The following is a 26,269-nucleotide window of genomic DNA, read 5'->3' on the forward strand; positions in this document are numbered from 1 at the left end:
AAACAAGCTAGAGCGCAAGGCGTTCGCGATTGTCGACGAACCAGCGCCAGCTTTCCTCCAATCCGTCGCGCACGGCAATCTGCGGGTCATAGCCAAGCGTTTCCCTTGCATGGCCGATATCGCACCAGGTGTGGACAATCTCGCCATCGCGATATGGCTGATAATCGACGGCAAAATCCCGTCCGCTGATTTCGCGCAGCATGGCGATGATGGCGTTGAGCGGCGTTCCGATACCCGTACCAAGCTGGATCGGGCCGGTTGCCTCCGATTTCAGCGCCGCGACGATGCCATCGGAAAGATCCTGCGCGTGCACATAATCGCGCGTCTGTTCGCCATCGCCATAAACGATCAATGTCTCGCCTTTCAGGATCTGCTTGATGAAATGGGCCACCACGCTCCCCTTGTGCCAGGAGCGGGGCCCGTAAACGTTGGAAAAGCGCAGCGAAGCGGCCTTTATGCCGTAACTGGCGGAATAGGCGGAACAATAGCCCTCCACGGCCAGTTTCGACGCGCCATAGGGCGATGCGGGCGAAGGAATCATGCCCTCATGCACGGGGGGAACGGCTTCGCCGATGATCGCGCCGCCGGTCGATGCGTTGACGATCCGGTTCACACCTAGCCGCCGCATCGCCTCAAGCACCACAAGGCTGCCGCCAACATTCACATCGAAATTGAACTTCGGTTCGGAAATTGATGGAATAACACGTGTATCTGCTGCCAGATGAACAACGGCATCGACGCCGTCGAGCGCCCGTTCGACGGCGTCGGAATCGCGAATATCGCCCTTGATAAAGGCGACATCGCAATCGGCAATCGCTTCGCGTGAACCCAGCACTTCGCTGTCGAGCACGACAATGTCGTGTCCGCCCAGCGCATTCAGCCGGGCGATCAGATTGCTGCCAACGAATCCGGCACCGCCGGTCACGAGAATCTTCATGAATAGGCTCACTTCTTGTGCTGCGTGTCCGCTATCGATTGTTGGGCGCGATTGCTAGTGCCCCATCGGCAGAGCCGTATGCCGGTCTCGCAGTGAATGCAGCATTTTACGCGGCCTCACTCGTGCGGATCCGCGATATTTCGGGGTGGGAAAATTCCTCACACGCGGTAAGGACGGAATATGCAGCGCGATCAGTTCACCGTCGGTACCTTTCCGTCGCTCGATTCCTTTCAGAGCGCCGACGGGGGCAAGCTCCGTGTCCTGATTGCTACCGAAGAGATTGTCGGTCCCGTCCGCAATGGCGGAATCGCCTCAACCTATTATCATCTCGCACGCGGCCTGGCCGCAGAAGGCCATGACGTCACCGTCTGCTATCTCAAGGGCTGCGAGGTCGAGAATGAGACGGCTGAACACTGGATCGAGCATTATGCACAATTTGGGATAACCTTCGTCCCCCTGCCTGGTCTCGGCGAACCTCTCGCCGGGGCGAGCGCCAAATGGCAGGCGCGCTGGCTATCCTTTTACCGCTGGCTCAGAGACAGCGAACGCTTCGATATCGTGCACAGCTCCGAATGGCGGGGCGGCGCATTTTACGCGCTCCAGGCGAAGCGCCTCGGCCTCGCCTTCCAGGACACGCTGTTCGTGACCAAGACATCGTCTCCCTATATCTGGAACCGCCACTATCAGATGCAACCGATCGACAATGTCGACCTGCTGATAGCCAGCTTTGCCGAACAGAAATGCGTCGAATGGGCGGATATCGTGGTCGGCGGCAGCGCGCACCTGCTCAGCTTCATGGACCATATCGGCTATGCGCTGCCCGAGGGCCGCACCTATGTGCAGCCCAATATCGTCGATTTTTCAGAAGTTGTCGTCGAAGACCAGCGCGTCGAAAGGAGATTCGGCGATCTCGTAAAGGCGCGCGAACTCGTCTTTTTCGGTCGGCTGGAGCCGCGCAAAGGGCTCGATCTGTTCGTATTGGCCATCGATATGCTCGTTGCGCAGGGCATTGCGATCGACCGCATCACTTTTCTCGGCAAACCCGGCGAACCGCTGGCAACCCAGCAGGGCATGCAGCCGCTGGATTTTATTCGCGAGCGCGCCGAACACTGGCCTTTTCCGATCGATATCGTCACCGACAGAAACCAGCCGGAAGCGCTGTCGCTGATGTGCTCGCGCGACATGATCGCCGTCATGCCTTCGCTGATCGAGAATTCGACAATGGCGGTCTATGAGGCACTGGTTCACAAAATTCCCTTCATTGCGACCGAAGTTGGCGGCACCGCCGAGCTGATCGATCCGGCGGATCATGGTGCAGCGCTCGTCCCGCCCGACACCGAGGCGCTGGCGCTGCGCATCGGAAATGCGCTCGAAACCGGGCAGCCGCTGGCCCATCCCGCGTTCGACAATGACGCCAACCTTGCCACCTGGTATGGCTTCCATCGCTATGTCGCCGCCCAAGGCATGGCCGCGCTGGCACCGGATATCACAGTTGCCGAAGCCCACGAAACTGTCGCGCTGATCGTCTATGCCGCAACCTCGAAGGAGGTCGACGACGCCGTTCGCCAGGCGTTGGAAACCGAAGATATCGACAGGATCGAGCTGTATGCGGCGGCCCCGGTCAGCGCCTCGGCGCGCGGGGCTATCGACCAGTTCCCGGCAGGAAAGCTCGCCCTGCACGATGTGATCGGCACATCGGCCGGAGCCTGTTTCAACACCGCGCTCGCCACCGTCGAGGCCGATATCTTCACCTTCCAGGCGGCCCATGATGCTGGATATACACCTGAATTGGCCGCAATGCTCCGTGCGGCCAGCGCCGCGCAGCCTGGATCCCTGTTCACGAGCTTGTTCGCCTTTTCGGCCGATGCCGAAGGCGGCGATCCGGACACGGTCTTCGCGCCGCTTGGCGGAGATCCGGCCAGCCAGACGCTAACCGGAGCGGCTTATGGCCTCGAACTGGTTGCCGGTCGCGCTTCGACCTTTCGCGATCTGGGGCCTTTCGAAGCCTATCGCGTGCCCAGGGGCATGGTGCATGAATATATCACCCGCGCCGCCCAGCACCGCCGCGACCTTTTCGTCATACCGGAGACACTTGTCACGCATGGTGGCGACTATGCGGGGATTGTAGATCAGAGCGGCCATGGTGCCTATCTGGCACAAAAGGCGATGATCGACACCGCCGCCCTCCCTACCCGGAAACTACTGCTTCACAAACCTGCCGCCGCGCGCGCGCAGGGCAATAGCGGGCGCATCATTCTTGGCCGCGCGCACAAGAATGACGGCGAAACGGCCTGGCTCACCAATGTAGAAAAGATGGGCAAGCTTTCCTCCGCCCCGCCCAATCGTCATCATGTGCTGCTCGGATTCGATTGCGACGCAGCGCGCCTCGATTTCGCCGTCCTGCACCAAGGTGCCCTGGTCATCCGCGCCAATGGCGAGGCCGTTCGGGAAGAGCGTAATTTCGGGAGCCGCGACAGGTTTACGCAGGACAGTATCGATCTGCTGCCGTTCCTCGACGACAGCGACCGGTTGCGGCTTCGCATTGAGTTCACCCGCAGCAATATACAGCGTTTTGCCTCGATCCTGGCCCAGCGCATTGAGGACGGCATCTATTTCCTGAGCGCTCGCAGCCCGATTTACTGGGACGGAGATTTTGCCGAAGCCCTGTCCCTGATCGGAGGAGACAGGCCATCCGCCAAGCTCCCTCCGTTACGGCGTCTGGCGGGGAAAAAACCCTCGCTCGCCAGCCGGCTGCGGGAAGCTTTGCGTTAGCCAACGCCGTTTCGACGCATGAGGGTCGACAGGGTTAACTGCCTCACATTCTACCCTTACCGAGAAGCAGCGCTGGATTCCTTAGCCCTGCGGGGTATAGATGGCGCACGGTCGCATGATCTGGAATTGCGAACCGGCCAGTGCGTCGGGTGCGCGATGACATCGGTGTTCGAGGGGGATTGCATGCGTTGGTTAGTCAGTTTTGTAGGGATGACAGCCCTTTTTGCGACCATGGTGCCTGCGCCGGCATCCGCCCAAAGCACTCAACCAAGCCTTGAAGACAGCTTTCGCCTCGGGTCAGGCTCGGGCCTTTTGTGCCAGGTGCAATCGCGCCTTACCGATCCCGCACTCGGAACGATGTTCGACCGGGCCTATTCCATCGTCTGCCGCGACGCCGCCGAACCGGTCGGACAGATATATGCCCTGCGCAGTAACGGCGTGCCGGATCCGGTCGCCCGCCTGACGCAGCTGCGCGCGCCCAACGTAGGTTGCGACGGAGCCGAAACGGCGACGGATCTGGAAACGATCGGCAATACGCAAAGGCTGGACTGCAGGCTGAACTCCGCGCCGGTCGGCTATACCGTCTACCGGCATCAGCGCGACGACACCGTCTATATCGCGGAAGGACTTGCGGGCTATGATAGCGCGCTGAGGCTGGGATTGCGAACAATCGTCACCGATCAGATCCTGCCGGGAACCCTGGCCATCGCAACAACCGGAATGGGTGATGCTGCCGCCTTTGCGCGAGTCCAGGCGGGCACGCTGGACAGCGATCAGGCGCTTGCCGAAGGGTATCGCCGGAACAATAGCGGCGATTATGCCGAAGCAGCCGAATTCTTCGAGACCTTGTTCCGGCGCAACGCTGCGGAGACCGATCCGGAAGCCACCGAACGCGCCGGGGAGTATCTGATCAACCAGGCGCTTCAACAGTCCAATCTCGGGGCCTTCGAAACGGCCGATGCCACCTATGCCCGCGCGCTCGCCATCCCGAGCGCCAGCCCGACCCAATTGCGCCTCCGCCGGAATTTCCGGGCGCTGCACCTTCTGAACCAGCAGCGAACGGATGAAGCGCTGGCAATTCTGGACCAAGGCCTTGCAGCGCTGATGACACCAGCCACGGGCGGAGAGCAGGCCGCGATCACCGACGCCACATCGCAACAGATCAACAGCGGCGCCGAATTTGCCCGTCAGCTGGGTGGTGAGGAAAGCGAACGGCTTACGGTTACCGAGCGCGCCATCATTCTCGATGCACAGGCCCAGCAATTGCGTGGATCGATCTTGCGCATGCAAGGCCATGAGGACAGGGCTATCGCGGCCCTTGCCGAAGCGCTGGAGTCAATGGAAACAGTGCGCGACGGACGGGTCCGGTCGACGGCTCGGCTCCGTGCCCAGGCCCTGACGGAACTGGCGGGTATCGATGAAACGCGCGGCAATATGGGATCGGCCGAGGCGCGCCTGCGCCAGGCCCTCAATCTGCTGGATGTACAATACCCGCTGACCATCGCCACCAGTGCGGCCAAGGCCCGGCTTGCCGCTTTTTTCGCACGGCGCGGAGAGACGGACACTGCACTCGCGCTCTTCTCCGAAGTCGTTTCCGAAAATAGCGGCCGGGCAACACCGCGCACCAGCCTGGAAAATCAGCTGCTGCCTTATTTCGAACTCCTCCTCGGCCAGATGGATGCCAATCCCGCACTTGTCGGCGATTTCTTTCTCGCGAGCGAAACGCTCGTCCGACCCGGCGTCGCCAATACGCAGGCCGTACTCGCGCGCGAGCTGAGCAACGGGAATGATGAAGCCGCCCGGCTGTTTCGACAGTCGGTCACGCTGACCCGGGCGATTGAAGCCGCGCGCACCGAACTGGGACGCCTGCGCACCCGTGAACAGCAGGATCATGCGACCGTCGCGCAGATCGGGGCGCTTCAGGGCGAACTGGACGGATTGACGGCCGAGCAGGCTGCCACACAGGCCGAGCTCGGACGCTATCCCCGATATCAGGCCGTTTCGACGGAAGCGCTCGATATTGGCGATCTGCAGGCAAGCCTGCAGCCGGGCGAAGCCTATTTGAAACTGAACGAGGTGGCCGGTCAGGTCTATGCCATATTCGTGACCAACGAGACGGCCCTGGCATATCGCGCCGGTATCGATGCTGACACGCTTGACCAGCGGGTCACCGCGCTGCGCGAGACCATTTCGACGATCGAGGACGGGGTGCGGCTTACCTACCCCTTCAATGTTCGCCTTGCGCATCAGCTGTTCGGCGAACTGATTGGCCCGGCATCGGCGAGGCTCGCGGGGATCGAACATTTGATCTTCGAACCCGATGGGGCGATGCTTCGTCTGCCTGCGAACCTCCTGGTCACGGACGAGGCTGGCGTAACAGCCTATGAACAGCGCGTGGCCAGTGCGGGCGGCGACTTGTTCGACTTTTCCGGCGTCGCCTGGCTGGGGCGCGAACGGGCGATCAGCACGGCGCTCTCCGCGCGCGGCTTTCGCGATGTCCGCAACCTGCCGCCATCGAGCGCATCCCGGCAGTATCTGGGGCTGGGAGAAAATGCCCCGCCAAGGGCGCGTATCCGCCCCGCGAGCCTTGACCGGGGCCAGAGCGATCCGCGCTGTGGCTGGCCGCTCAGTTTCTGGAACGCCCCCATCTCGGCGCGCGAATTGCGGACCGCGCTGCGCCTTGTAGGCGATGAAGGTTCGGCGATCATAACCGGAGGGGATTTCACCGATAGCGCAATCAGCGAGCAGCCCAATCTCAACGATTACCGCATCCTGCATTTCGCCACCCATGGCCTGGTCACGCAGGCCCGGCCGGACTGCCCGCCCCTGCCCGCACTGCTGACCTCGTTCGCCGATGGCGATTCGTCGGACGGCCTGCTGGAATTCGGTGAGATATTCGACCTCAAACTTGATGCCGATCTCGTTATCCTCTCCGCTTGCGATACGGCCAGCGCGGCCGGGGTGGCAGCTTCGGAAGCCGCTGGCGTTACCGGCGGAACATCGGCGCTGGACGGGCTTGTCCGCGCATTTGTCGGCGCGGGCAGCCGAACCGTGATTGCCAGCCACTGGCCGGCGCCCGACGATTTCGGCGCCACGGAGAGATTGATAACCGGCCTGTTCGAGGTAGGGCCGAATGTTGCGCTCGGCGCAAGCATGCGATCCGCTCAACAGCAGCTAATGGACGATCCGGATACCTCGCACCCCTATTACTGGGCTGGCTTTGCGATCATCGGCGATGCCACCCAGCCTCTGGTTCACGCCAACTGATGCCCGATCAACACAATCAGAACGGCACATCCTGTCATGAGTAAAGCGGCCGAAGACAGCCCGTTCTGGACGCGCATGCGCCGCGCCAGACGCGAGATCGGCCCCCTCAGGATGGTCGCCAGCCTTACCCTGCTCATCCTTGCCCTGTTCATCGCGCGGTACAGTTGGGCCATGCCCTTCACCGACGAGATCGAACGGGTACTGTTCGATGTCCGCGCCAGCTATGCAATGGAGCAGGTCGAGGAAGACGACCGCATTGTCATCATCGTTTATGATGAGAACACGCTATTCGATACCGGTGTCCGCTCACCGCTCGACCGCGATATTCTTGCCCGGGCGCTGACCAACATCGATGCCCTGTCGCCCCGCTCGATCGGTGTCGACATCCTGATCGACCAGCCCACCCCCAATGACGAGATTCTGGCCGAGGCGCTGCGGGGCATGACCACGCCCACCTATCTGGCGTTCGTCAGCATGGAAAATAATCCCCTGGAGATCCAACCGCGCCAGGAGGATTTCAGGCAGGCTTTTTTCGACAGCGTGGACACGGAGGCCATCGATACCGCCAGCGTGTTCCTGCTGACCGATCAGGACAATGTGAACCGCAGCTGGCCTGACCAGCCGCGCAACATTCCGCCCCTTCTCGCCAATGCGCTCGCGCCCGGCAATGACGCGTATCGCGACCATCGCGGCAGCATCGTCTATCGTCGGCCGCTCTATGAGGGCGGCGCAGTCTTCACGATGCTGCCCATAGACTTTTTCGCCGACCCCGAAACCGCGGCCGGCATGGCCGACTTTGTCGCCGGTCGCTACGTGCTGATCGGCACCGACCTGCAGGACAGGGACCGGTTTGAAACGCCATTGTCGCGCATTACCGGCTCGGTCACGGGAGAACAGGCAGCCGAGGGGGAATCGGCGCTGACGACGCTCCCCGGGGTCGAGGTGCACGCCCATCTCCTCGCCCAGATGCTGGATGGAATCATCATGACACCGATCCCGGGCTGGGCGCTCTGGGCGATGGCTATCCTCGTCGTAGCCTGCGGTGCCCTGACCAGCCTTAGCGACTTCCGGCTGTGGAAACTGGCGCTGCTGATCTTCGTCCAGGCAGCCTGCCTGATCGTCATCCCCTTCACGCTCCACCGGACGGGAATGGATACGCAGAACCTGCCGGTGTTCGGCGGTATCGCCGGCTGGATCATCGCCTTCACTACGATCGGGGCGGCGGCCCGTTCGGTAGGTGCCGAACAGCGCCAATATGTGCAGGGGGCGCTCAACAAATATCTGCCCGCCGATGTCGCCACGCAGATCGTCGCGGACCCCGAACGCCTCTCGCTGCGCGGGGAGAAACGCGCCATCTATGCCGTTTTCACGGACCTTGAAGGCTTTACGAAGCTCAGCCACGCGATCGAACCGGAAATGGTCGCCACGCTGCTCAACAACTATCTCGACAAGATGAGCGAGATCGTCCTCGAATATGGCGGCACGATCGACAAATTCGTCGGCGATGCCGTGGTCGCTTTCTGGGGCGCTCCCATCGCCCGGCCCGACGATGCCGAGCGCGCCGCGCAATGCGGGATCGCGATGTGGCGCTTTGGCGAAGAATTTCGCAACACTGTGCCCGAAGGTGTGCCACCGATCGGCTGTACGCGCGTGGGCCTCCATTATGGCGAGGCGATTGTCGGCAATTTCGGCGGCGAGGAGCGCATACAATATACAGCCCTCGGCGATGCCATGAATACGGCGGCCCGGCTCGAAAGCGCCAACAAACAGACCAAGACGGTGATGCTTGCCAGCTATGAGGCGATCGAGACGGTCACGAAGGCGAATTTCCGCTGTTTGGGCCGCGTCACCCTTTCCGGCCGGGCGACGCCGGTCAAAATTTACGAACCTGTGCTCGAAATCACGGAAGGTTCAGCTTCAATGCTCGATACGCTGTATCAGGAATTTGAGAAAGGGAATGAACAGGCCCGCGAGAAAATTGCTGAGCTGGCGGCTGAAAATCCCGCCGACAAAGCGTTGCAAAATTTCGCGGAACGCCTGATCAATACGGAACCAGGAGGCAGTTATGTTTTTCAAAGCAAATAGATCGACGCTTTATGCGATTATGGGCCTTGCGCTTGCATCGACGGGCAGCGCGGCGCTGGCCGACGTTCTCGTTACCCGTTCGTCCGGCACCATTGCCCGCGAAATACCGCGCGGAACGCGGCTCAGCGATACCCAAGCCCTGCGCCTGAGCGCCGGCGACCGGGTAACCGTGCTGACCAGCAGCGGGACCCGCCAGTTCAACGGTCCCGGCCGCTTTCGCATCAACGGACCCGTCCGCGTCGCATCCGGCGGCGTAACGACCCGTGGCAATAACGGCACGGCACGAACCGGGGTAAGCCGTGGCACAGATATCGTGATACGCACCCCGTGGCAGGTCAACATTATAGAAGGGGGGCCTTTTTGTGTCGTCGACAGCCAGCCCCTGGAACTTTGGCGCGGCAATGCCTCTATCGATGCGGAAGTCACCGTTACCCGCGTTGCAGACGGAGAAAGCATGACCGTCTCGATGGCCGAAGGCGAACATACCCAAAGCTGGCCCGCAGGCCTGGCTGTAACCGGTGGCACATACACGGTGGCGATCCAGGGCAGCACAGCCCATGCACAAATGGAATTCGTGCCACTGAGCGTTGATGCCGACGATTCCGTGGCGGTCGGCCAGGCGTTGCTGTCCAACGAGTGCGACGGCCAGCTGGATGCCATGACGGTCAGGCCGCAAGTAGCGCTGACATCCGGCAACTGAGGCGGAAAGGCCGGTTGCAGCTGTTTTGACTGCTTGCTAGTCCGGCCGGATGCCGAAGTTCGGACCGCTGCACAGCAACCCACCTTGTTTGGTCGCAAAGGTGGTTAACAGCGGTCTGAATATAGGAATGGGGCGATATGTGCCCCATGGGAAAGAAAAAGCGACCACCAGATATTCCTGAACCTGGAATAGAAACGGAGGCGCTGGTCTGCGGGGGGAGTGCAGCGTGTCACTGCGAGTATTCGGATTTATAGCACTGGCGGCAATAGTAGCGGCCGAACCCGGCGTCGCCGTTGCACAGTCGGGGCCGGCACCAACCCGCGAAGAAATCCAGCCGGACCGGCTGACGCCCGGCACCGGTCAACCGGCAGACAGGCTGGAGGTTGAAGGCGGGATCGAACGCGCGCCCTGCCCCCTTGCCCAACCCCAGTTCGCCGCTATTCGATTCCGGTTGAGCGACGCGGTTTTCGCCAATCTGAGGGGCATTTCCGCCGACAGAATACGCCCGGCCTTTGCCGATTATCTCGGGCAGGAAGTGCCCATCTCGATCGTTTGCGAGATACGCGATCGAGCGGCTTCGATCCTGCGTTCGGAAGGTTATCTCGCGGCGGTGCAGGTTCCGCCGCAACAGATAGGCGATGACGGTATCGTCCGCTTCGATGTGCTGATGGCGTCGATGTCGCGGATTCAGGTCCGCGGCGATGCCGGCAATTCTGAAAACCTGATCGCGCGCTATTTGCGGCCGCTTGGCGAGATGGAGGTGTTCAACCAGCGCGAAGCCGAACGCAGCCTCTTGCTGGCCCGCAACCTGCCAGGCTTCGAAACCCGCCTGACGCTGCGGCCGGCCGAAGGCGTGCCGGGCGAAGTGATTGGCGATGTCCGGGTCGAGCGGACGCCCTTCATCCTTGAGGGCAATATCCAGAATTACGCGTCGCGCTCGACCGGCCGTTTCGGGGGACAGATTCGCGCCCAGATCAACGATGTCACCGGGCTCGGCGACAGCACCACTCTTGCGGTCTTCTCAAGCGCCGATTTCAACGAACAACTGGTGCTCAATGCCAGTCACAGCTTCGCGATCGGCGATAGCGGCTTGCGGCTTGGCGGAACGTTCACCTATGCTTGGAACGACCCGACTGTCGGCGGCGTCAGTCCGTTCGACACTCAGACGCTGGTGACGGGTTTCGACCTCAGTTACCCCTTCATACTGGATCAGGCGACCAGCCTGGTTGGCACGGCCGGTTTCGATTTCATCGACCAGGATGTGCGTTTCGGCGGCGCGGCGCTGAACCGGGACAAACTGCGCGTCGCCTATGCAAGGGCCGCCCTCTATACTTCGGATCGGCGCAGCATCGATGGCGTTGGCGGTTATAGCGCAGCAGAACCGCGCTGGCGGTTCGGCATTGCCGGAGAAGTGCGACAGGGCCTCGATATCTTCGACGCGACGGAGCCCGGTTTTCCGGTAAATGGCGTGCCGCAAACCCGCGCCGCAGGCAAAGCAGACGCCACGGTTTTGCGCATTGACGGCCTTGCAGAGCTCAGACCGACTCCGGATATCGCCTTCGTTATCGAACCCCGGCTGCAATGGACCAGCGATCCGCTGCTCTCTTACGAGGAATTCTCCGGCGGCAACTATACTGTCGGGCGCGGTTTCGATCCCGGTTCGGTGATCGGCGATCGCGGCATCGGCTTCCGGTACGAATTCCGCTATGGAAGTGCACTGCCCCGGACGCGCGAAAGCTGGGCGTTTCAGCCTTACGGCTTTTTCGATGCAGCATGGGTTGGCAATGAAGACCCTGCGGCGCTGGGCGGTACAGGCAGTGACGAACTCTATTCAACAGGCGTAGGCCTGCGCGCCAATTACGGAGACCGGGTGCGGCTGGATACGACCTTCGCCATCCCGCTGAACCGCACGAATTTCCAGGCGAACAGGCCGAGTCCGCGCCTGCTCCTTTCGCTTCTGCTGCGGTTTGCACACTGACATGCAAACCGAAAAAGGAACCCCGAGGACACAGAATATGATCGATACCGGATCAACCGCACAGCGATCGAAACGTTCCGCCAAGGCCATGTTCCGCGGCGGATGCGCGATCGCAGCGCTGATCGGTTCGATCGGCGCCATGGCTCCGGCCCATGCCCAGATCGACGGACGCCCCGGCGGCATGATCGTCGAGAATATTCCGCATGCGCCGCCTGCGACTATGATTGTCGAGAATATTCCGCATGTCCGCGCGCCCGGTTTTGCGCCCGTAAACACCCCATTCGCCACGACCATGACTCCCGGAGAGAGCGTCCTCGCCACAGCCCGCTATGATAACACCCAGATCAGTTTCACACCCGGCGCGGCCGAAGATCTGGTTACCGTTACCAGCAGTGAAGCGATCATTGACTGGACGACCTCTACATTGGGCTCTGTCGGGTCCGAAGTCACTTTTTTGGGGGATGGAAGCAATTTACGTTTCAGCAGCGACGGATCGTCTTTCACAGTTCTCAACCGTATTTCAACGGGTGCAATCGACAGTCCAGTCCGTTTCGATGGCACAGTAACCAGTCAGATAAGTGGTGTGACTGGCGGCAATATCTGGTTCTACAGCGCTGGCGGCATCGTCATCGGCGGCACAGGCTCGTTCGATGTCGGCAGCCTGGTGCTCACAACCGATAATATCGATACGAGCGGAGGACTATTAGGCACTGACGGCGAAATCCGCTTCCGGGGCACTGCGGACAGCAGCGCCGCCGTCGTCATCGAATCCGGCGCGCTGATCGATGCGCTGAACGAAGACAGCTATGTCGCGCTGGTGGCACCGCGCGTCGTCCAGGGCGGCGATGTTACTGTCAATGGATCGACCGCCTATGTCGCCGCCGAACAGGCCGATCTGACAATCAACGAAGGCCTGTTCGATATCGTCGTCACTATGGGCACGACCGATGCCAACGGCGTTGTTCATACGGGCACCACAACCGGGCCCGCCGAAGTACCGACGCCGGCCGGAGTGGGTGGAACGCCCCCTGCCGTACCCGATCCGCACGCCATCTATCTCATGGCGGTTGCAAAGAACGATGCTGTCACGATGCTCGTTTCGGGTAATCTCGGCTACACCGCCGCCGTCGGCGCAACCCAGGAAGATGGCGAAATCATCCTCAGCGGCGGCTATAATGTCTTTTCGGGTGGATCGTCCGATGCCCCGGCGGTCGTATTTGCGGGCGATCCGGTCAACGGCAATGCCGTGAACATCGAATTCGGAAGCGCCGACCTCACCCTGACAAACGACATGACCGGGCAGACGACGGGCACCATCGACCTGACGTTCAGCGGAGCCACCTTCGAAGCGCAGCAGGGCCTGACGCTGCGGTCCGACGAAGCCATTGGCCTTACGCTCGCCAATGGAGGGCTTTCCGTCGGCGGCAATCTTGTCCTCGATGTCAGTGCAACCGGCGCGACCGACCTTACGCCGGGATCGGACGGGGAGGATGCGAACGGCGGAACCATTTCGCTCGATATCGACAATGGCGGGGTGCTCAGCGCCGGTAATATCAGTTTGCTGGCCAATGCCACGGCCGGCCTTGGAACCAACAGCGCGGGCACGGCAACGGGCGGGGCTATCGATATTTCCCTGTCGGGCACCGGCGCGATCACCACGGGCATCATGCTGGCGACCGCCATCGCGATCGATGCCACCGATTCCAGCAACCTGCAGCCCACGATCGGCGGCGATTCGATCGGTGGCACGATAACCCTGAATGCATCCGGAGGAATACTGACCGCCGCCCAACTCGCGCTCGATACCTCTGCAACGGCGGCCTCGAGCGGTTCCAGTTCCCAAACCAGCAATGACGCGACCGCAGGGACGATTTCAGCGAATTTCACCGGCGGCACACATGCCATCGATTTCCTGACGCTGCAGACAAGGGCCCAGGCAGCCACGTCTTTCGATGCCACCGGAAACGCGCAAGACGGCCTCGCGGCAGGCGGCTCGGCATCGCTGCTCGTCGATGGCGCCACGCTCACCATTGCCAATAGCCTTCGCGTCGACGCCCAGACCAATGGCCAGACATCGCTGGCAACGGCCGGCAGTACCAGCCTGACTGTACGCAACAGCGCAACGCTGGATATTGGCGACTCTCTCGACATTTCGACCTCCGCATCAGGCGGCAATCTCGGTGTCGAGAACCAGGCGGGAACGATCGACATCCTCGCCGATGGCGCCAGCCTGACCTTTGACGACCTGTCCCTGGACGCCTTCTCCCAGCTCGGCGATTTTGGCGGGTCAAACCCTGCAGATGCCGCAGCCGGCGGGTCGATCGCGATCACGTCGACCGGCGGCGGCCAGATCGTGGGAGACGGCTTTGCGACGATAAACGTCAACGCCAATGCGACCACTGCCAGCGACGGTGCTACCGGCCGGGGTGGATCCATAGTGTTCGACGCCAATGGTGGAACAATCCAGATAGGCGGCTCAAGCTTCGTCGATGCCAGCGGTGTCGGCAATTCCAATTCCGATCCCGCCGATCTGGCCAATCGCGGCCTGGGCACGGGGGGCACGATCACCTATCGGGTCCGCAATGCCGGAACTATGAGTTTCGCCAATGTTTTCGCCAATTCCGACGGCTCCGTGCAGTTCGACGTCGAAGGCGGCGGGGCAGAGCCGGTTGGCGAAGGCGGCCTCGGCTTCGGCGGCCAGGTGATTTTCGACCTGATCGACGGGACCTTCACTGCAAACACCTTCAACATCGGCGCGAATGGCTCGGGCGGACCGGGCGGCGGCGATGTCATCGCCGTTCCCGCCCTCGCGACCCCTGCCCCGTTCGAGCTGGATTATAGCGCCCGCCCCGCGGGCTTCGGCCCGGTTGGCGTCACACCGTTCGCCCTGCCCGTCGACCCGGCGGCAAATGGCGGAAACGGCACCGGCGGCACGGTCACTTTCAATCTCAACGGCGGCACGGCGACGGTCGCCAACCTGACAGTATCGGCCAATGGGTTTGGCGGAGCCGGCGGCACCGGCGACGGCGATCTGGGGATCGGCGCGGGCAATGGCGGCAACGGGATCGGCGGTGCGGCAACGTTCAACGCCATCAACGGATCGCTCACTATCACCGGAACACTCACCGTCGCCTCGAACGGCACCGGTGGCAATGGCGGGTTCGGGGATGGCGCCGATGCCGGCAGCGGCGGTAACGGCCTCGGCGGAACCGCAACGTTCGACCTGGATGGCAGTGCGACCATCGATTCCTCCATCGTGCTTGTCGCAACCGACGGGTTCGGCGGCGATGGCGGTAGCGCAGGGCAATCGTTCGGCGGGCTGGACGGTGGCCCCGGCGGCGATGGCGGCAGCGGCACGGGCGGCGATGCGACCTTCAACAACACGGCCGGCACAATCAGCTTTGGCACATTGACCGCGCAGTCGATCGGAACAGGCGGCAGCGGCGGCGACAATTTCGGCATATCGGTCGGCGATGCCGTCGACGATGGCGGCGCAGGTGGCGACGGCATCGGCGGCAATGCGAACATCAATCTCAATCAAGACGATCTTACAGGCCCGTCTTATACTGTCGAAGCCAATGGCGTGGGCGGAGTGGGCGGCAGCGGTCTCGATGCGGGCGATGGCGGCAACGCATTCGGCGGTACTGCAGCGCTGAATATAAACAATGCCCAGGTCCAGCTGGACGATCCGACCGTGCGGGCCATCGCAACCGGCGGCAATGGCAGTTTCTCGGACGGAATCGGCGGCGATGGCGGCGATGGCGGCTCTGCAACGGGCGGCGTGGCCCGGATAGAGGTTAGCGGCGCGAACGGCTCCATTCCGATCACTTTCATCATTCTCGAATCCGACGGAACCGGTGGTAGTGGAGGCGATGGCGGCGCCACGGCGTTCGGCAGCGGCGGAACGGCCGGCAATGGCGGCAGCGGCGGCGACGCTACAGGCGGCAGTTCCGAACTGGTCGCGCGAACCGGCGGAACCATGACGATCGTCAACGCCGGTTTTGTCGTTTCCAGCACAGGCACCGGCGGAGCCGGCGGCACGGGCGGCAATATCGACATGATCGGCGGCGGTGTTGCCGGCGATGGCGGCGACGGCGGCAACGGCACCGGCGGTTCGCCCACCCTGCTTGCCCAGGGCGGAACGATCGCGGCCAGCGATATCTCCCTGACTGGTGCCGGTACCGGCGGCGATGGGGGCGCGGGCGGCACCGATCTGGTCGTCCAGATCGGCGCGGACGGCAATGGCGGCGATGGCATAGGCGGCAACCCCGTCATCGAAGTCCAGGAAGGCAGCCCCGGCATCATAACGCTCGGCGCAACATCGATGCTGGCCAACGGAACCGGCGGCACGGGCACGCTCGGCGGTTCCAGCTTTGGCGGCCGTATAGACATAATCGATACGTCGACCGATCCGGCTGGTCTCATCACGATGGACTCGCTTACCGCGAGCGCGCTGACGAGTTCAAGCGGAGCAACCAGCGGCTTCTTTATGTCCGCAAATAGCGGCCCGATTTCCGTTGCGGGTGACGTTACCATCAATGTCGGCGGCAATGCCGAATTCGCGTTCGACGGAACCGGCCAGATGACGGCCGGCGGCAATATGAGCGTCACCAGCGGCGCTTCCATTCTGGTCAGCCATACGAACAATGGCGTGCCGACCGATTCCCTCGATATCGTCGGCACATTCACTGCAAGCGCACAGGCCGACTTCAACGCCATGGCCGGATCGCGGATCGCCTCTGGTGACGTGACCGATATTCGAGCGGAAGGAGATGCTTCGGCAGCGGACCTTACAGCCTTTGGCCGGATCGACCTTTCCGCAGGCCAGAACGCGACGCTGGGCAATGGCGCTGTAACAGGCGGGTCGCTGGCGGTTGTCCGGATCGATGCCGGGTCGGACGACGATCCCACCAATCCGCTTTATGACCCGCAATATAATGCGGCGATCACCGGCACGGTCAGTTCAACCGGCAATGTGCGGGTTTTTGCCGGAGGTAACGCAATATTCCGGAACGGCTCGACGACCAGCGCCGACAATCGCGTCGACGTGCAAACCGGTGATGACATCATTGTCGAGAGTGGTGCAACTGTCAGCGCCGGCCTCAACCCAGGCACAGCGCCAGATCCTTCCGATCCCTTCAATGACCAGGCTATTGTGAATCTGAACGCAGGCGGCCTCAGTCCCAGCCTCCTATCGCCGATTTTGACGCCGATCTCATCGATCATTGTCGCGGGCACACTGGAAGCCACCAATACAGCGGTTGTGCTCAACGCCGATGCGATCGACGGGCTCGGCGGCGCCATAAACGCCAGCTCGATCAGCGCTGATGTCAACAACGCGCCGCCCAACGGCGTGGCTCAGTCCGACGACACCGGGTTGCTCAGCGCCAACTGCCTGGAAGGCAATATCTGCCTTGGAACGCTTGGCGCGGACAATCGGGTTGAAATCGGCCAGTCCGGCGTACCGATCAGCGCGACCATCGAGGGCGGCTCCGTCGGAGCGGATACCATCCTGATCACGACGCGCCGCGATCTTGTTATCGGCACAGACGGTATCGTCTCGACCTTTGACGGACCATCGGGAATTCTGTTCGAATCGACAGAAGGCAATGTCGAACTGCGCTCCGTCGTGATCAGCAGCGATCCGCTGCAAATTTCCGCAGCCAACGGCAGCCTGCTCGGCACGGGAATCCTGAGAAGCTCCAACGATATCGGCATCACGGTAGCCGGGGATATTGTTGCCGCAGGCATATTCGCCGGCAGGGAATTAACGACCGTCGCGAATATCGGCGGCGGGCTGGAAGGCACCTATTCCGTTCCAGGCAGCATCGATGTCGGAACGTTCAGCCAGGGCGTGGGCGATGCAAATATAGATGCCGGAGGGAATATTGCTTTCGGCCAGGTCGACGTATCTGCGGGCAACGACATCATCTTGCTAGCGCCGAGCGGCAATGTATTCCTGGGCGCCACGTCAGGTGCGGCCAACATCTCCATCTTCGGCGTAAATGTCGAAATCGGGAGCATCGATGCGGATGATCTGATCGATATCGGTGCCAGTACCGACATTTTTGGAAACGATGCCGTAGCGGGCGGCGATATCGATCTCACAGCCGGTGGATCGGTCGACCTCGCTTCGCTGGATGCTGGAGGCACGCTCACCGCAGATGCCGGCGGCAGCATTTCGCTGACGGATGGTAGCGCGGGGAGCGATATCCAGTTTTCCGCAAGTGACATCGGCGCTGACGCGCTTTCCGCAGGCAACATGATCGACCTGCAAAGCGGTGGCGGTGTGAGCCTGGGCGCTGCGGACGCGGGATCGGATATCCTGATCGATGCGGGCGCCAGCGTGACGGCAGGCGCGATCGACGCGGCCGGCGATGTGAACATCGTGGCCGGCGGCGCGGTGAGCGTTACATCGCTTGACGGTGCCTTTGTCGATCTCGACTCCGGTGCGGTGCTCACCGTCGAAGCCGTGAACGCCTTGCGGCTCGATGCAACGGCCAGCGTCCTCGATTTCGGCACCATCGCACTCGCTTCCAATGGCTTGGCGACAAGCGGTTCGGCCGATCTGACGGCAACAGCCGGGGCAATTGTCATCGATACTCTGGATGCAGCCCGAAATGTCGCGCTCAGCGCAACCGGAGATATCGGTTTCACTACCCTGTCGGCGGGTGGGACCGTAACGGCCGATTCCGGCGGCAGTCTGAGATTCACGACCGTGAGCGGTGAAGCTATCGACCTTACCGCAAGCGTCATGATTGCGGGAACCACGGCGATCACCCCGACGGATACCGGGATCGCCAACGATATCGCGATGGATGCTGGCGGCATTATTGATATCAGCACCGTTTCGGCCAATGGCGACGTAGTCCTCAACGCGGACGGAACGGTTTCGATCGATACGCTCTCCGGCCAGTTCCTAGCGGTTACGTCTGACCAGGCGATCAATCTGGGCTCGATTGCCGGGGTGTCGCTCAATGCCAATGGGTCGTCAGTCGATTTCGGCGACGCAGTCATCACGAACAGCGCGCGCGCAGGCAGCGGGACTGTGGATCTGGTTGCCGCTTCGGGAAATATCAATTTTACGCAGATCGATGCAGCCGGCGACATCGGCATGAATGCCGCGGGGGCGATTATCGGTGCCACGATCGTTGGCGGCGGCGACATGCTGCTCGCCGGCGCCGACGGCATCAACCTCCAGCTTTTGCACTCGGACGGCCAAGTGGAATTGCGTTCGACAAACGGCGCTGTCGTCGTGAGTTCCGACATCCGCGTCGCTGGCACATTGACCGCCAGCGGCGGAGCGATCTTGCTGAATGCGCTGGGCGAACTGGCGGTAACCGATGCGCGCGCGACGAATGGCGATATCGACATCATCACCGGAGGCGACCTGAAAGTCGATCAGGCCCTGTCGACCGGGAACATCGCCCTTACAAGCACTGGAGGATTTGTTGCAGCAGGCAATCTGCGGGCCGGGCAGGCAAGCGTCAGCCCGGCAAGCGCAAACGCTGGCGGAAACCAGACACCGTTTGGAAGCGTCGTCGGCTCGCCTGGTGCCGGCGATATCACGATCACCGCCGCGACCGACGCCATCATTACCAGTGATGTCGTTGCCGCCAACGGCCTGTTTATTTCGGCAGGCGGATTGATCGACATCCAAGCCCTCGCCACAGGGGTTTTCGTCGAAACGTCCAGCGCCGATCTCGATATCGGAACCTCAGGCCAGCTCGGAACGTCGAACCTCACGCAGGATATACTGATTGTCAGCGCCGGCGCGAACGCGATGATATTGGGCGGTCCGGCAGTTACTGGCGCCTTCAACATCGATGCTTCGGAATTCGAACGTATTCATTCAGGCGGGGACCTGACCATCTTTGCCGCTGCCATCAACAGTGGCGGGCCATCACTGATCGTGGAAGATTTGACTGCACAGGTCGCGACCGGCGCAGGCGGAACGCAGGACGGCAATATCGGGACAGCAGGCACACTCAGCATTTCCACGGAAGGCGATATCCGCGTTAACGGTGCGCTCGCTCTCACCGGAGCCACGACGAACACCATACTCGAAATGATGGCCGATCAGGAAATCCGGGTTAACGCCAATGGCGGAAATATCGCCGTTACCGATGCCAATGGCGGGCTTGCCGGCCAGCTCAATCTTTCGGCCCAAACCATTCTCGCGGCAACCGATGCCGCTGCCGACGATATCGCCGGTGCGTCGGTTGCCGACGCGGATATCCGCCTTGCCAACAGCGACGGTATCGACCGGGATGACGGCTTCTTCCAGGCAGGCGGCATTACTTTCACCGCAGATAGCGGCGTCTTTATCCAGAATAGCGTGGCAGGAACCGATTTTGATGATCGCCGCGGGTTCGTTGTTGGAGATGGCGGCATCACCATTGCCAGCGCTTCAACTGGAAACATGATCGACATCGCCGTCAACGGCATTCAACGGCAAAGCAATGGCACAATCGTGACCGGCATTGCCATGATCGCACAAACCACCCTCAGCACGGGCTTCTCGTCCGCCTCGACGATAAATGGCTGCCTGATTGCGGCACCGACCACGTGCGGAGCGCCACCTCCTCCGCCGGATACGCCCGAGCTTCTCGACGATCCCGTGCAGGATCTTGTCGAGGAAGAGATCGAGGAAAAACCGGAAGTGCAGCAGCCAACGACGCCGCTGATCGAAACGGTTGAGATCAACCCCAATCGCGAAGGCCCGCTGATCGACGATCCGGTGACGGGATCCGGCAATGACGATCTCTGGATCCGAGGTCCTGTCAGCGCCGGGAATGACGATTAGGGTCAGGATAAGTGACGGCCATGCGTGAAACATTTGACCTCGCCGCGCGAGGTCGGCATCGCTGCCATCCATGACCGAGAGCCACTCCGCCCCGCTCACCCTGTTCAACAGCCTGACACGCCAGGCCGAACCTTTTGTGCCCGTCCATCCGGGCGAAGCGCGCGTCTATACCTGCGGGCCGACCGTCTACAACTTCCAGCATATCGGAAATATGCGCGCCTATATTTTCGCCGATACGCTGGGTCGCGTGCTTTCGTGGAAGGGTTACAAGCTCACCCATATCATCAACATCACCGATGTCGGCCACCTGACATCCGATGCCGATGCCGGCGACGACAAGATGGAAAAGGCGGCGAGCGCGGCGGGCAAATCGGCCTGGGACATCGCCAAATTCTACACCGATGCCTATTGGCGCGACATCGAGCGGCTCAACATCCGCCAGCCCGCCAAATGGTCGATCGCCACCGAACATGTCGAAGCGATGATCGATTTCGCGAAAAGCATCGCGGACAAACATTGTTACGAGCTCGAGAGCGGCCTCTATTTCGATACATCGACCGTGCCCGGTTATGGCAGTCTGGCGCGCGCAAACACGGACGATGGCGAAAGCCGGATCGATCCGGTCGAAGGCAAGCGGCACGCCACGGATTTCGCCATATGGCGGAAAACGCCTGCGGGCGAAACACGGCAGATGGAATGGGATTCGCCCTGGGGAAAGGGAGCGCCGGGCTGGCATCTGGAATGCTCCGTCATGAGCAAGATGTATCTCGGCGAGACATTCGACATCCATACCGGCGGGATCGATCACCGCGAGATCCATCATCCGAACGAAATAGCGCAAAACCAGGCGCACAGCTGCTCGGCCGATACCGGCGCGAACATCTGGATGCACAATAATTTCCTGGTGGATCGCGGCGGCAAGATGTCGAAATCCGCAGGCGAGTTTCTGACTCTGCAATGGCTGGTCGACAGGGGCGTCCATCCCCTCGCCTATCGCCTGATGTGCCTGCAGGCCCATTATCGCAGCGAGCTGGAATTCACGTTCGACAATCTGCTGGCCGCGCTCACGCGGATCAAACGGATGGTCATGGCGGTCGAACAGTTGAAGGCTCAAACCGAACCGGCCGACCGGTGCACGCATCCGCGACTGCGCGAAAGGCTCGATGCGTTCGATGCGGCGGTATCCGACGATCTGAACACGCCGAAGGCGCTGACCCATCTCGATGAAATTCTGGCGCACAAGAAGATCGACCGGGGCGAGAAACTGGCTGCGGTCAGCGAGGCCGACGCGGTTCTCGGGCTCAACCTGTTAACGCTTAACCGCACCGACCTTCGTATCCGTCCGACAGATGCCGAAATCGACGAAACAGAAATCGAGCGTCAGCTCGATCTGCGCCGGGATGCCAAAGCCAGCAAGAATTTCCCTGCCGCCGATGCCATCCGCGACGATCTCGCCGCACGGGGCGTCGAGATCATGGATGGCGATCCGCTGCGCTGGGACTGGAGGATTACCGCATGACCGCTTTGTTGAAAGCCGCCCTGCCCGGGCTCGTCCGGCCGATGGTGGAACCGCATATCGAGGGGCTCGACGTGACATGGTTCATGTCGACAGAAGAGGCGGAGCAGGCCGCCAAGACGGCCGAAATCGGCTGGTTCGATATGTACGACAAGCTCCGGATGCGCGCGATTATCGAGAGCGCTGAAAATCTCAAATGGCTGAACACCATTTATGCAGGGCTCGATCATTTCCCGCTCGAAACCCTGCGCAGCCGCGGGACGACGCTCACCAACGGGGCAGGCATCAATGCCATTCCGATTGCCGAGTTCGTTGTCATGGGCATGCTCGCCGCAGCCAAGCGGCTGGACACTATCCTGGAAGCGCAAGCCGACAAGACGACGCTCAACGGACCGCCCGGAACGGTCGAACTGTTCGAAGGCAAGGCGCTGATTATCGGCTATGGCGCCATCGGACAGCAAATCGCGAAAACGCTATCCGGCTTTAACATGGATGTCACGGCCGTGCGCCGGACGCCGGACAGCGATCCGGTAATCATCGGCGCCGACGAATGGCGCGCCAGGCTGGCCGAGTTCGACTGGGTGATCCTTGCCGCGCCCGCTACCGACGAAACCCGGCACATGATTGGCGCGGAAGAGCTGGCGGCGATGAAAAATTCCGCCTGGCTGATCAATGTCGCGCGCGGCACGCTGGTCGATCAAATCGCGCTCGCCAGCGCCCTGACAAGCAAGACCATTGGCGGTGCCATTCTCGACACCGTAGAGCCCGAGCCCCTGCCCGCCGACGACGCGCTCTGGGATACACCCAACACATTTCTCACCATGCATCTTTCCGGCAATGCGACGAGCCGCATGTTCGAGCGGGCCGCCAAGCGCTTCGTCGAAAATTTTGCCTTGTATCGCAACGGTGAAACCATGGTCGCAGAGGCAAATCTCGATTTGGGTTATTGACGGGTGACGCATGGGAAATGCGCGTGTAACGTCTCGACGGGTCAGCCGAACATAGTGTGCAACAGGGGGTAATCACGATGACCAAGGCGTCCGATCTATTCATACAGTGCCTTGAAGAGGAAGGGGTCGAATATGTGTTCGGCGTCCCCGGTGAGGAAAATCTCGATTTTCTGGAAAGCCTCTCTCATTCCAAGATCCAGTTGATCCTGACACGGCACGAACAAGGCGCCGGTTTCATGGCCGCCACCTATGCGCGGCACACCGGCAAGGTCGGCGTTTGCCTCGCGACCCTCGGCCCGGGCGCGACGAATCTCGTTACCGCAGCCGCCTATGCGCAGCTTGGCGGAATGCCGGTCCTGATGATCACCGGGCAAAAGCCGATCAAGAGTTCCAAACAGGGCCGGTTCCAGATCCTCGACGTTGTCGACATGATGGGGCCGATCAGCAAATTTACCCACCAGCTCGCCTCTGCCGACAATATTCCGTCGCGGGTCCGCGAAGCTTTCCGCATCGCGACCACCGAAAAGCCCGGTGCAACGCATCTCGAATTCCCTGAGGATATCGCCGAAGAGCAGAGTGAGTCCCGGCCGATCCCGCCAAGCCTCAGCCGCAGGCCGATTGCCGAGGCCAAGGCCATCCGCGCGGCTACCAAACGCCTAGAAGCGGCAAAATCCCCGGTGCTGGTAATCGGCGGCGGCGCCAACCGGACCATGTCTAGCCGGATGCTGACCCAGTTTGTCGAGAAAACCGGTATTCCCTTCGTCACGACCCAGCTCGGAAAGGGTGTAATCGACGAAACCAGCGACAAATATCTGGGCTGCGCGGCTCTTTCGGCCGGAGATTTCGTGCACCGGGCCATCGAGACTGCCGATCTTATCGTCAATGTTGGCCATGATGTGATTGAAAAACCACCGTTTTTCATGACGCAGGACAGCGCGGACGTGATCCATGTCAGCTGCAACACCGCCGAAGTTGATCCGGTGTACTTCCCGCAGGTCGAGGTGATCGGCGATATCGCCAACGCCATCTGGCAGATCAAGGAAGACATTCTTCCCCAGGGCCACTGGAATTTCGACAAGATGCTGACGGCGCGAGCCGCCGAGGTTGAGCATACGGCCAGCCTTGACGATGACATGCGCCATCCCATCTATCCGCCGCATCTGGTGAAAGCAGTGCGCGAGGCAATGCCGGCCGACGGGATCATCGCGCTCGACAACGGCGTCTACAAGATCTGGTTTGCGCGCAATTACAATGCTCGCCAGCCCAACACGGTGCTGCTCGACAATGCGCTGGCGACGATGGGTGCAGGCCTGCCGTCTGCCATGGGATCGGCAATGGTCTATCCTGATCGCAAGGTCATGGCTATTTGCGGCGATGGCGGCTTCATGATGAACAGCCAGGAAATGGAAACCGCGGTGCGCCTCGGGCTCAACATTACCGTGCTTATCCTGCGCGACGATGCCTATGGCATGATCCGCTGGAAACAGGCCAATATGGGTTTCAAGGATTACGGCCTGACCTTCGGCAATCCGGACTTTGTGAAATATGCCGAAAGTTATGGCGCCAATGGCCATCGGGTGGAGAGCGCAAACCATCTGAAAGAACTGCTCGACAGCTGCCTGGGCAGCGAAGGCGTCCATCTGATCGATTGCCCGGTCGACTATTCCGACAATGATCGCATTCTCAATCACGAGATCAAGGAATTAAGTGCGAAATTAGAGCTGTAGAGGCAAATTCATGCTGTTCAGCGCTTGCCAGCACGGGCTGGAACGAACATAAGTTTTCCTGGACGGGGGTCGCAAATTTCGATCGGAAGCTTCGGCTTCCAAGCTTTGCTGAGCACCATGCCAAGGGGAGGCATATGGCGCGGAAAACGAACTGGGCGATCGGACTGGCGGCACTCGCTGCGGCCATCGGCTTTTCCGTAGGGATCGGCCAGTCCAACGACGCGTCTGCTACGGCCGCTCAAATCAGCGCAAACACGCATGTCGGCGTCGCAAGTTGCGGCGGCACGACCTGTCACGGTCGGCAAGAGGCCGATGGCGCCGTTGTCCGGCAAGACGAACTGATGCGGTGGCAGGAACCATCCAGCGCAACCGGCTCGCATAGCCGGGCCTATGCCATACTCACCAATCCACGCTCGCAGCGTATCGCCAATGAGCTTGGTATAGGCAATCCGACCAGCGCGACCATGTGCCTGGGCTGTCACAGCGATTATGTGCCCGCAGCACGGCGCGGGCCGCGCTTCCAGCTTTCAGACGGAGTAAGCTGCGAATCCTGCCATGGCGGCGCTGGCGGCGGCGATGCCGGTTGGCTCGCCAGCCACTATGCCGTCGGCAATACGCACAGCGCCAATGTCGCGCGCGGCCTCTATCCGCTCGACAATGCGCGGGCGCGGGCCTCGCTCTGCCTGAACTGCCATTTCGGCAGCACTGGCGAAGGCCAGTTCGTCAATCACCGGATCATGGCCGCCGGCCATCCGCGCCTTGTCTTCGAGCTCGATCTCTTCTCGACGCTGCAGCAGCACCATGACGAGGACGGTGACTATGCCCGCCGCAAGGGCCGGACCAACCATGTGCAGATGTGGGCGGTAGGCCAGGCGACGGCGCTCGAACGATCGCTGACCCTGTTCCAGAACCAGCGCCTGGGCACGGAAGGCATATTCCCCGAATTCGTCTTTTTCGACTGCCACACCTGCCATCGCCGAATCTATGACGATCCCAATGCCCGTCCTACCGGCGTTGCCAATCCGGCGCGACCGATCCCCAACGGATTTCCCGCCTATCAGGACGAAAACATGATCATGCTATCGGCTGCGGCGCGCGTAGTCGCACCGGGCGCTGCAGATCGCTTCGACCGAGACAGCCGCGCTTTCCATGGCGCGCTCGCCGAAGGACGCAGCGCAGGGATGGCGGCCGCTGCCAGGCTGAGAGATAGCGCCCGGCAACTTGCCAACGCCTTCGCCTCCGCCAGTTTCACCCGGCAACAGAATTTCGCGATCATCAACGCCGTGTCGTCCGAAGCGATCCGGTCGCGCTACACCGATTATGAGGGCAGCGTACAGGCAGTGATGGCCACCGATACGCTGCTCAACGCGATGGTGAGCCAGGGCACTATCGATGAAAGCCAGGTCGGCGGCATCCGCGCGGATATCAACGCCGCCTATGCTGCGGTGCGCGAACCCAATGCGTATCGCCCGCTGGAATTCAGGCAGGCTCTGGGAAGGGCCTCTGCGGCAATCGGACGGTTGCGGTGAAG

11 protein-coding genes are annotated in these 26,269 nt (G+C 61.5%); 10 read left to right on the top strand and 1 reads right to left on the bottom strand.

Annotation, left to right across the window (positions count from 1 at the left end; all coding sequences use genetic code 11):
* Positions 1 to 7: 7 nt before the first annotated feature.
* Complete coding sequence (locus tag DFR46_RS03830) at positions 8 to 937, bottom strand: NAD-dependent epimerase/dehydratase family protein (protein WP_116235246.1); 930 nt, start codon at positions 935 to 937, stop codon at positions 8 to 10.
* A gap of 180 nt (positions 938 to 1,117) precedes the next feature.
* On the opposite strand from DFR46_RS03830, the gene DFR46_RS03835 reads away from it, so the two are divergent.
* The 10 genes from DFR46_RS03835 (at position 1,118) to DFR46_RS03880 (ending at position 26,267) form a co-directional block, all read left to right on the top strand.
* Entirely contained in the window at positions 1,118 to 3,709 is a 2,592-nt protein-coding gene (locus DFR46_RS03835; RefSeq protein WP_116235247.1) for a glycosyltransferase family 4 protein, read from the top strand.
* A gap of 183 nt (positions 3,710 to 3,892) precedes the next feature.
* Positions 3,893 to 6,976, top strand: coding sequence for a CHAT domain-containing tetratricopeptide repeat protein (locus tag DFR46_RS03840; RefSeq protein WP_211306369.1), 3,084 nt, complete (start codon positions 3,893 to 3,895; stop codon positions 6,974 to 6,976).
* A gap of 36 nt (positions 6,977 to 7,012) precedes the next feature.
* A complete protein-coding gene (locus DFR46_RS03845) occupies positions 7,013 to 9,061 on the top strand; it encodes an adenylate/guanylate cyclase domain-containing protein (protein ID WP_116235248.1) in 2,049 nt (682 codons plus the stop codon).
* Positions 9,042 to 9,761, top strand: a complete 720-nt coding sequence (locus tag DFR46_RS03850) for a hypothetical protein (RefSeq protein WP_147297609.1) — start codon at positions 9,042 to 9,044, stop codon at positions 9,759 to 9,761. The genes DFR46_RS03845 and DFR46_RS03850 overlap by 20 nt, the downstream gene beginning before the upstream one ends.
* Before the next feature lie 226 nt (positions 9,762 to 9,987).
* Positions 9,988 to 11,739 carry a ShlB/FhaC/HecB family hemolysin secretion/activation protein gene (locus tag DFR46_RS03855; RefSeq protein WP_245953657.1) on the top strand — a complete coding sequence of 584 codons (1,752 nt, stop codon included), beginning with the start codon at positions 9,988 to 9,990 and terminating at the stop codon, positions 11,737 to 11,739.
* 37 nt (positions 11,740 to 11,776) lie between these two features.
* The gene (locus DFR46_RS03860) at positions 11,777 to 20,545 is read left to right on the top strand and encodes a beta strand repeat-containing protein (protein ID WP_116235251.1); all 8,769 of its coding nucleotides are present in this window, start codon (positions 11,777 to 11,779) and stop codon (positions 20,543 to 20,545) included.
* Positions 20,546 to 20,615: 70 nt separating this feature from the next.
* Complete coding sequence (gene cysS, locus DFR46_RS03865) at positions 20,616 to 22,064, top strand: cysteine--tRNA ligase (RefSeq protein WP_116235252.1); 1,449 nt, start codon at positions 20,616 to 20,618, stop codon at positions 22,062 to 22,064.
* The gene (locus DFR46_RS03870) at positions 22,061 to 23,011 is read left to right on the top strand and encodes a D-2-hydroxyacid dehydrogenase (protein ID WP_116235253.1); all 951 of its coding nucleotides are present in this window, start codon (positions 22,061 to 22,063) and stop codon (positions 23,009 to 23,011) included. Before cysS ends, DFR46_RS03870 begins: the two co-directional genes overlap by 4 nt.
* Before the next feature lie 77 nt (positions 23,012 to 23,088).
* The gene (locus tag DFR46_RS03875; RefSeq protein ID WP_116235254.1) at positions 23,089 to 24,738 is read left to right on the top strand and encodes an acetolactate synthase large subunit; all 1,650 of its coding nucleotides are present in this window, start codon (positions 23,089 to 23,091) and stop codon (positions 24,736 to 24,738) included.
* Positions 24,739 to 24,872: 134 nt separating this feature from the next.
* Positions 24,873 to 26,267, top strand: a complete 1,395-nt coding sequence (locus DFR46_RS03880) for a multiheme c-type cytochrome (protein ID WP_116235255.1) — start codon at positions 24,873 to 24,875, stop codon at positions 26,265 to 26,267.
* The last annotated feature ends 2 nt before the right edge of the window (positions 26,268 to 26,269 follow it).

Source organism: Parasphingopyxis lamellibrachiae (genome assembly GCF_003385775.1).
In the GTDB taxonomy this organism is placed as follows: Bacteria; Pseudomonadota; Alphaproteobacteria; order Sphingomonadales; family Sphingomonadaceae; genus Parasphingopyxis; species Parasphingopyxis lamellibrachiae.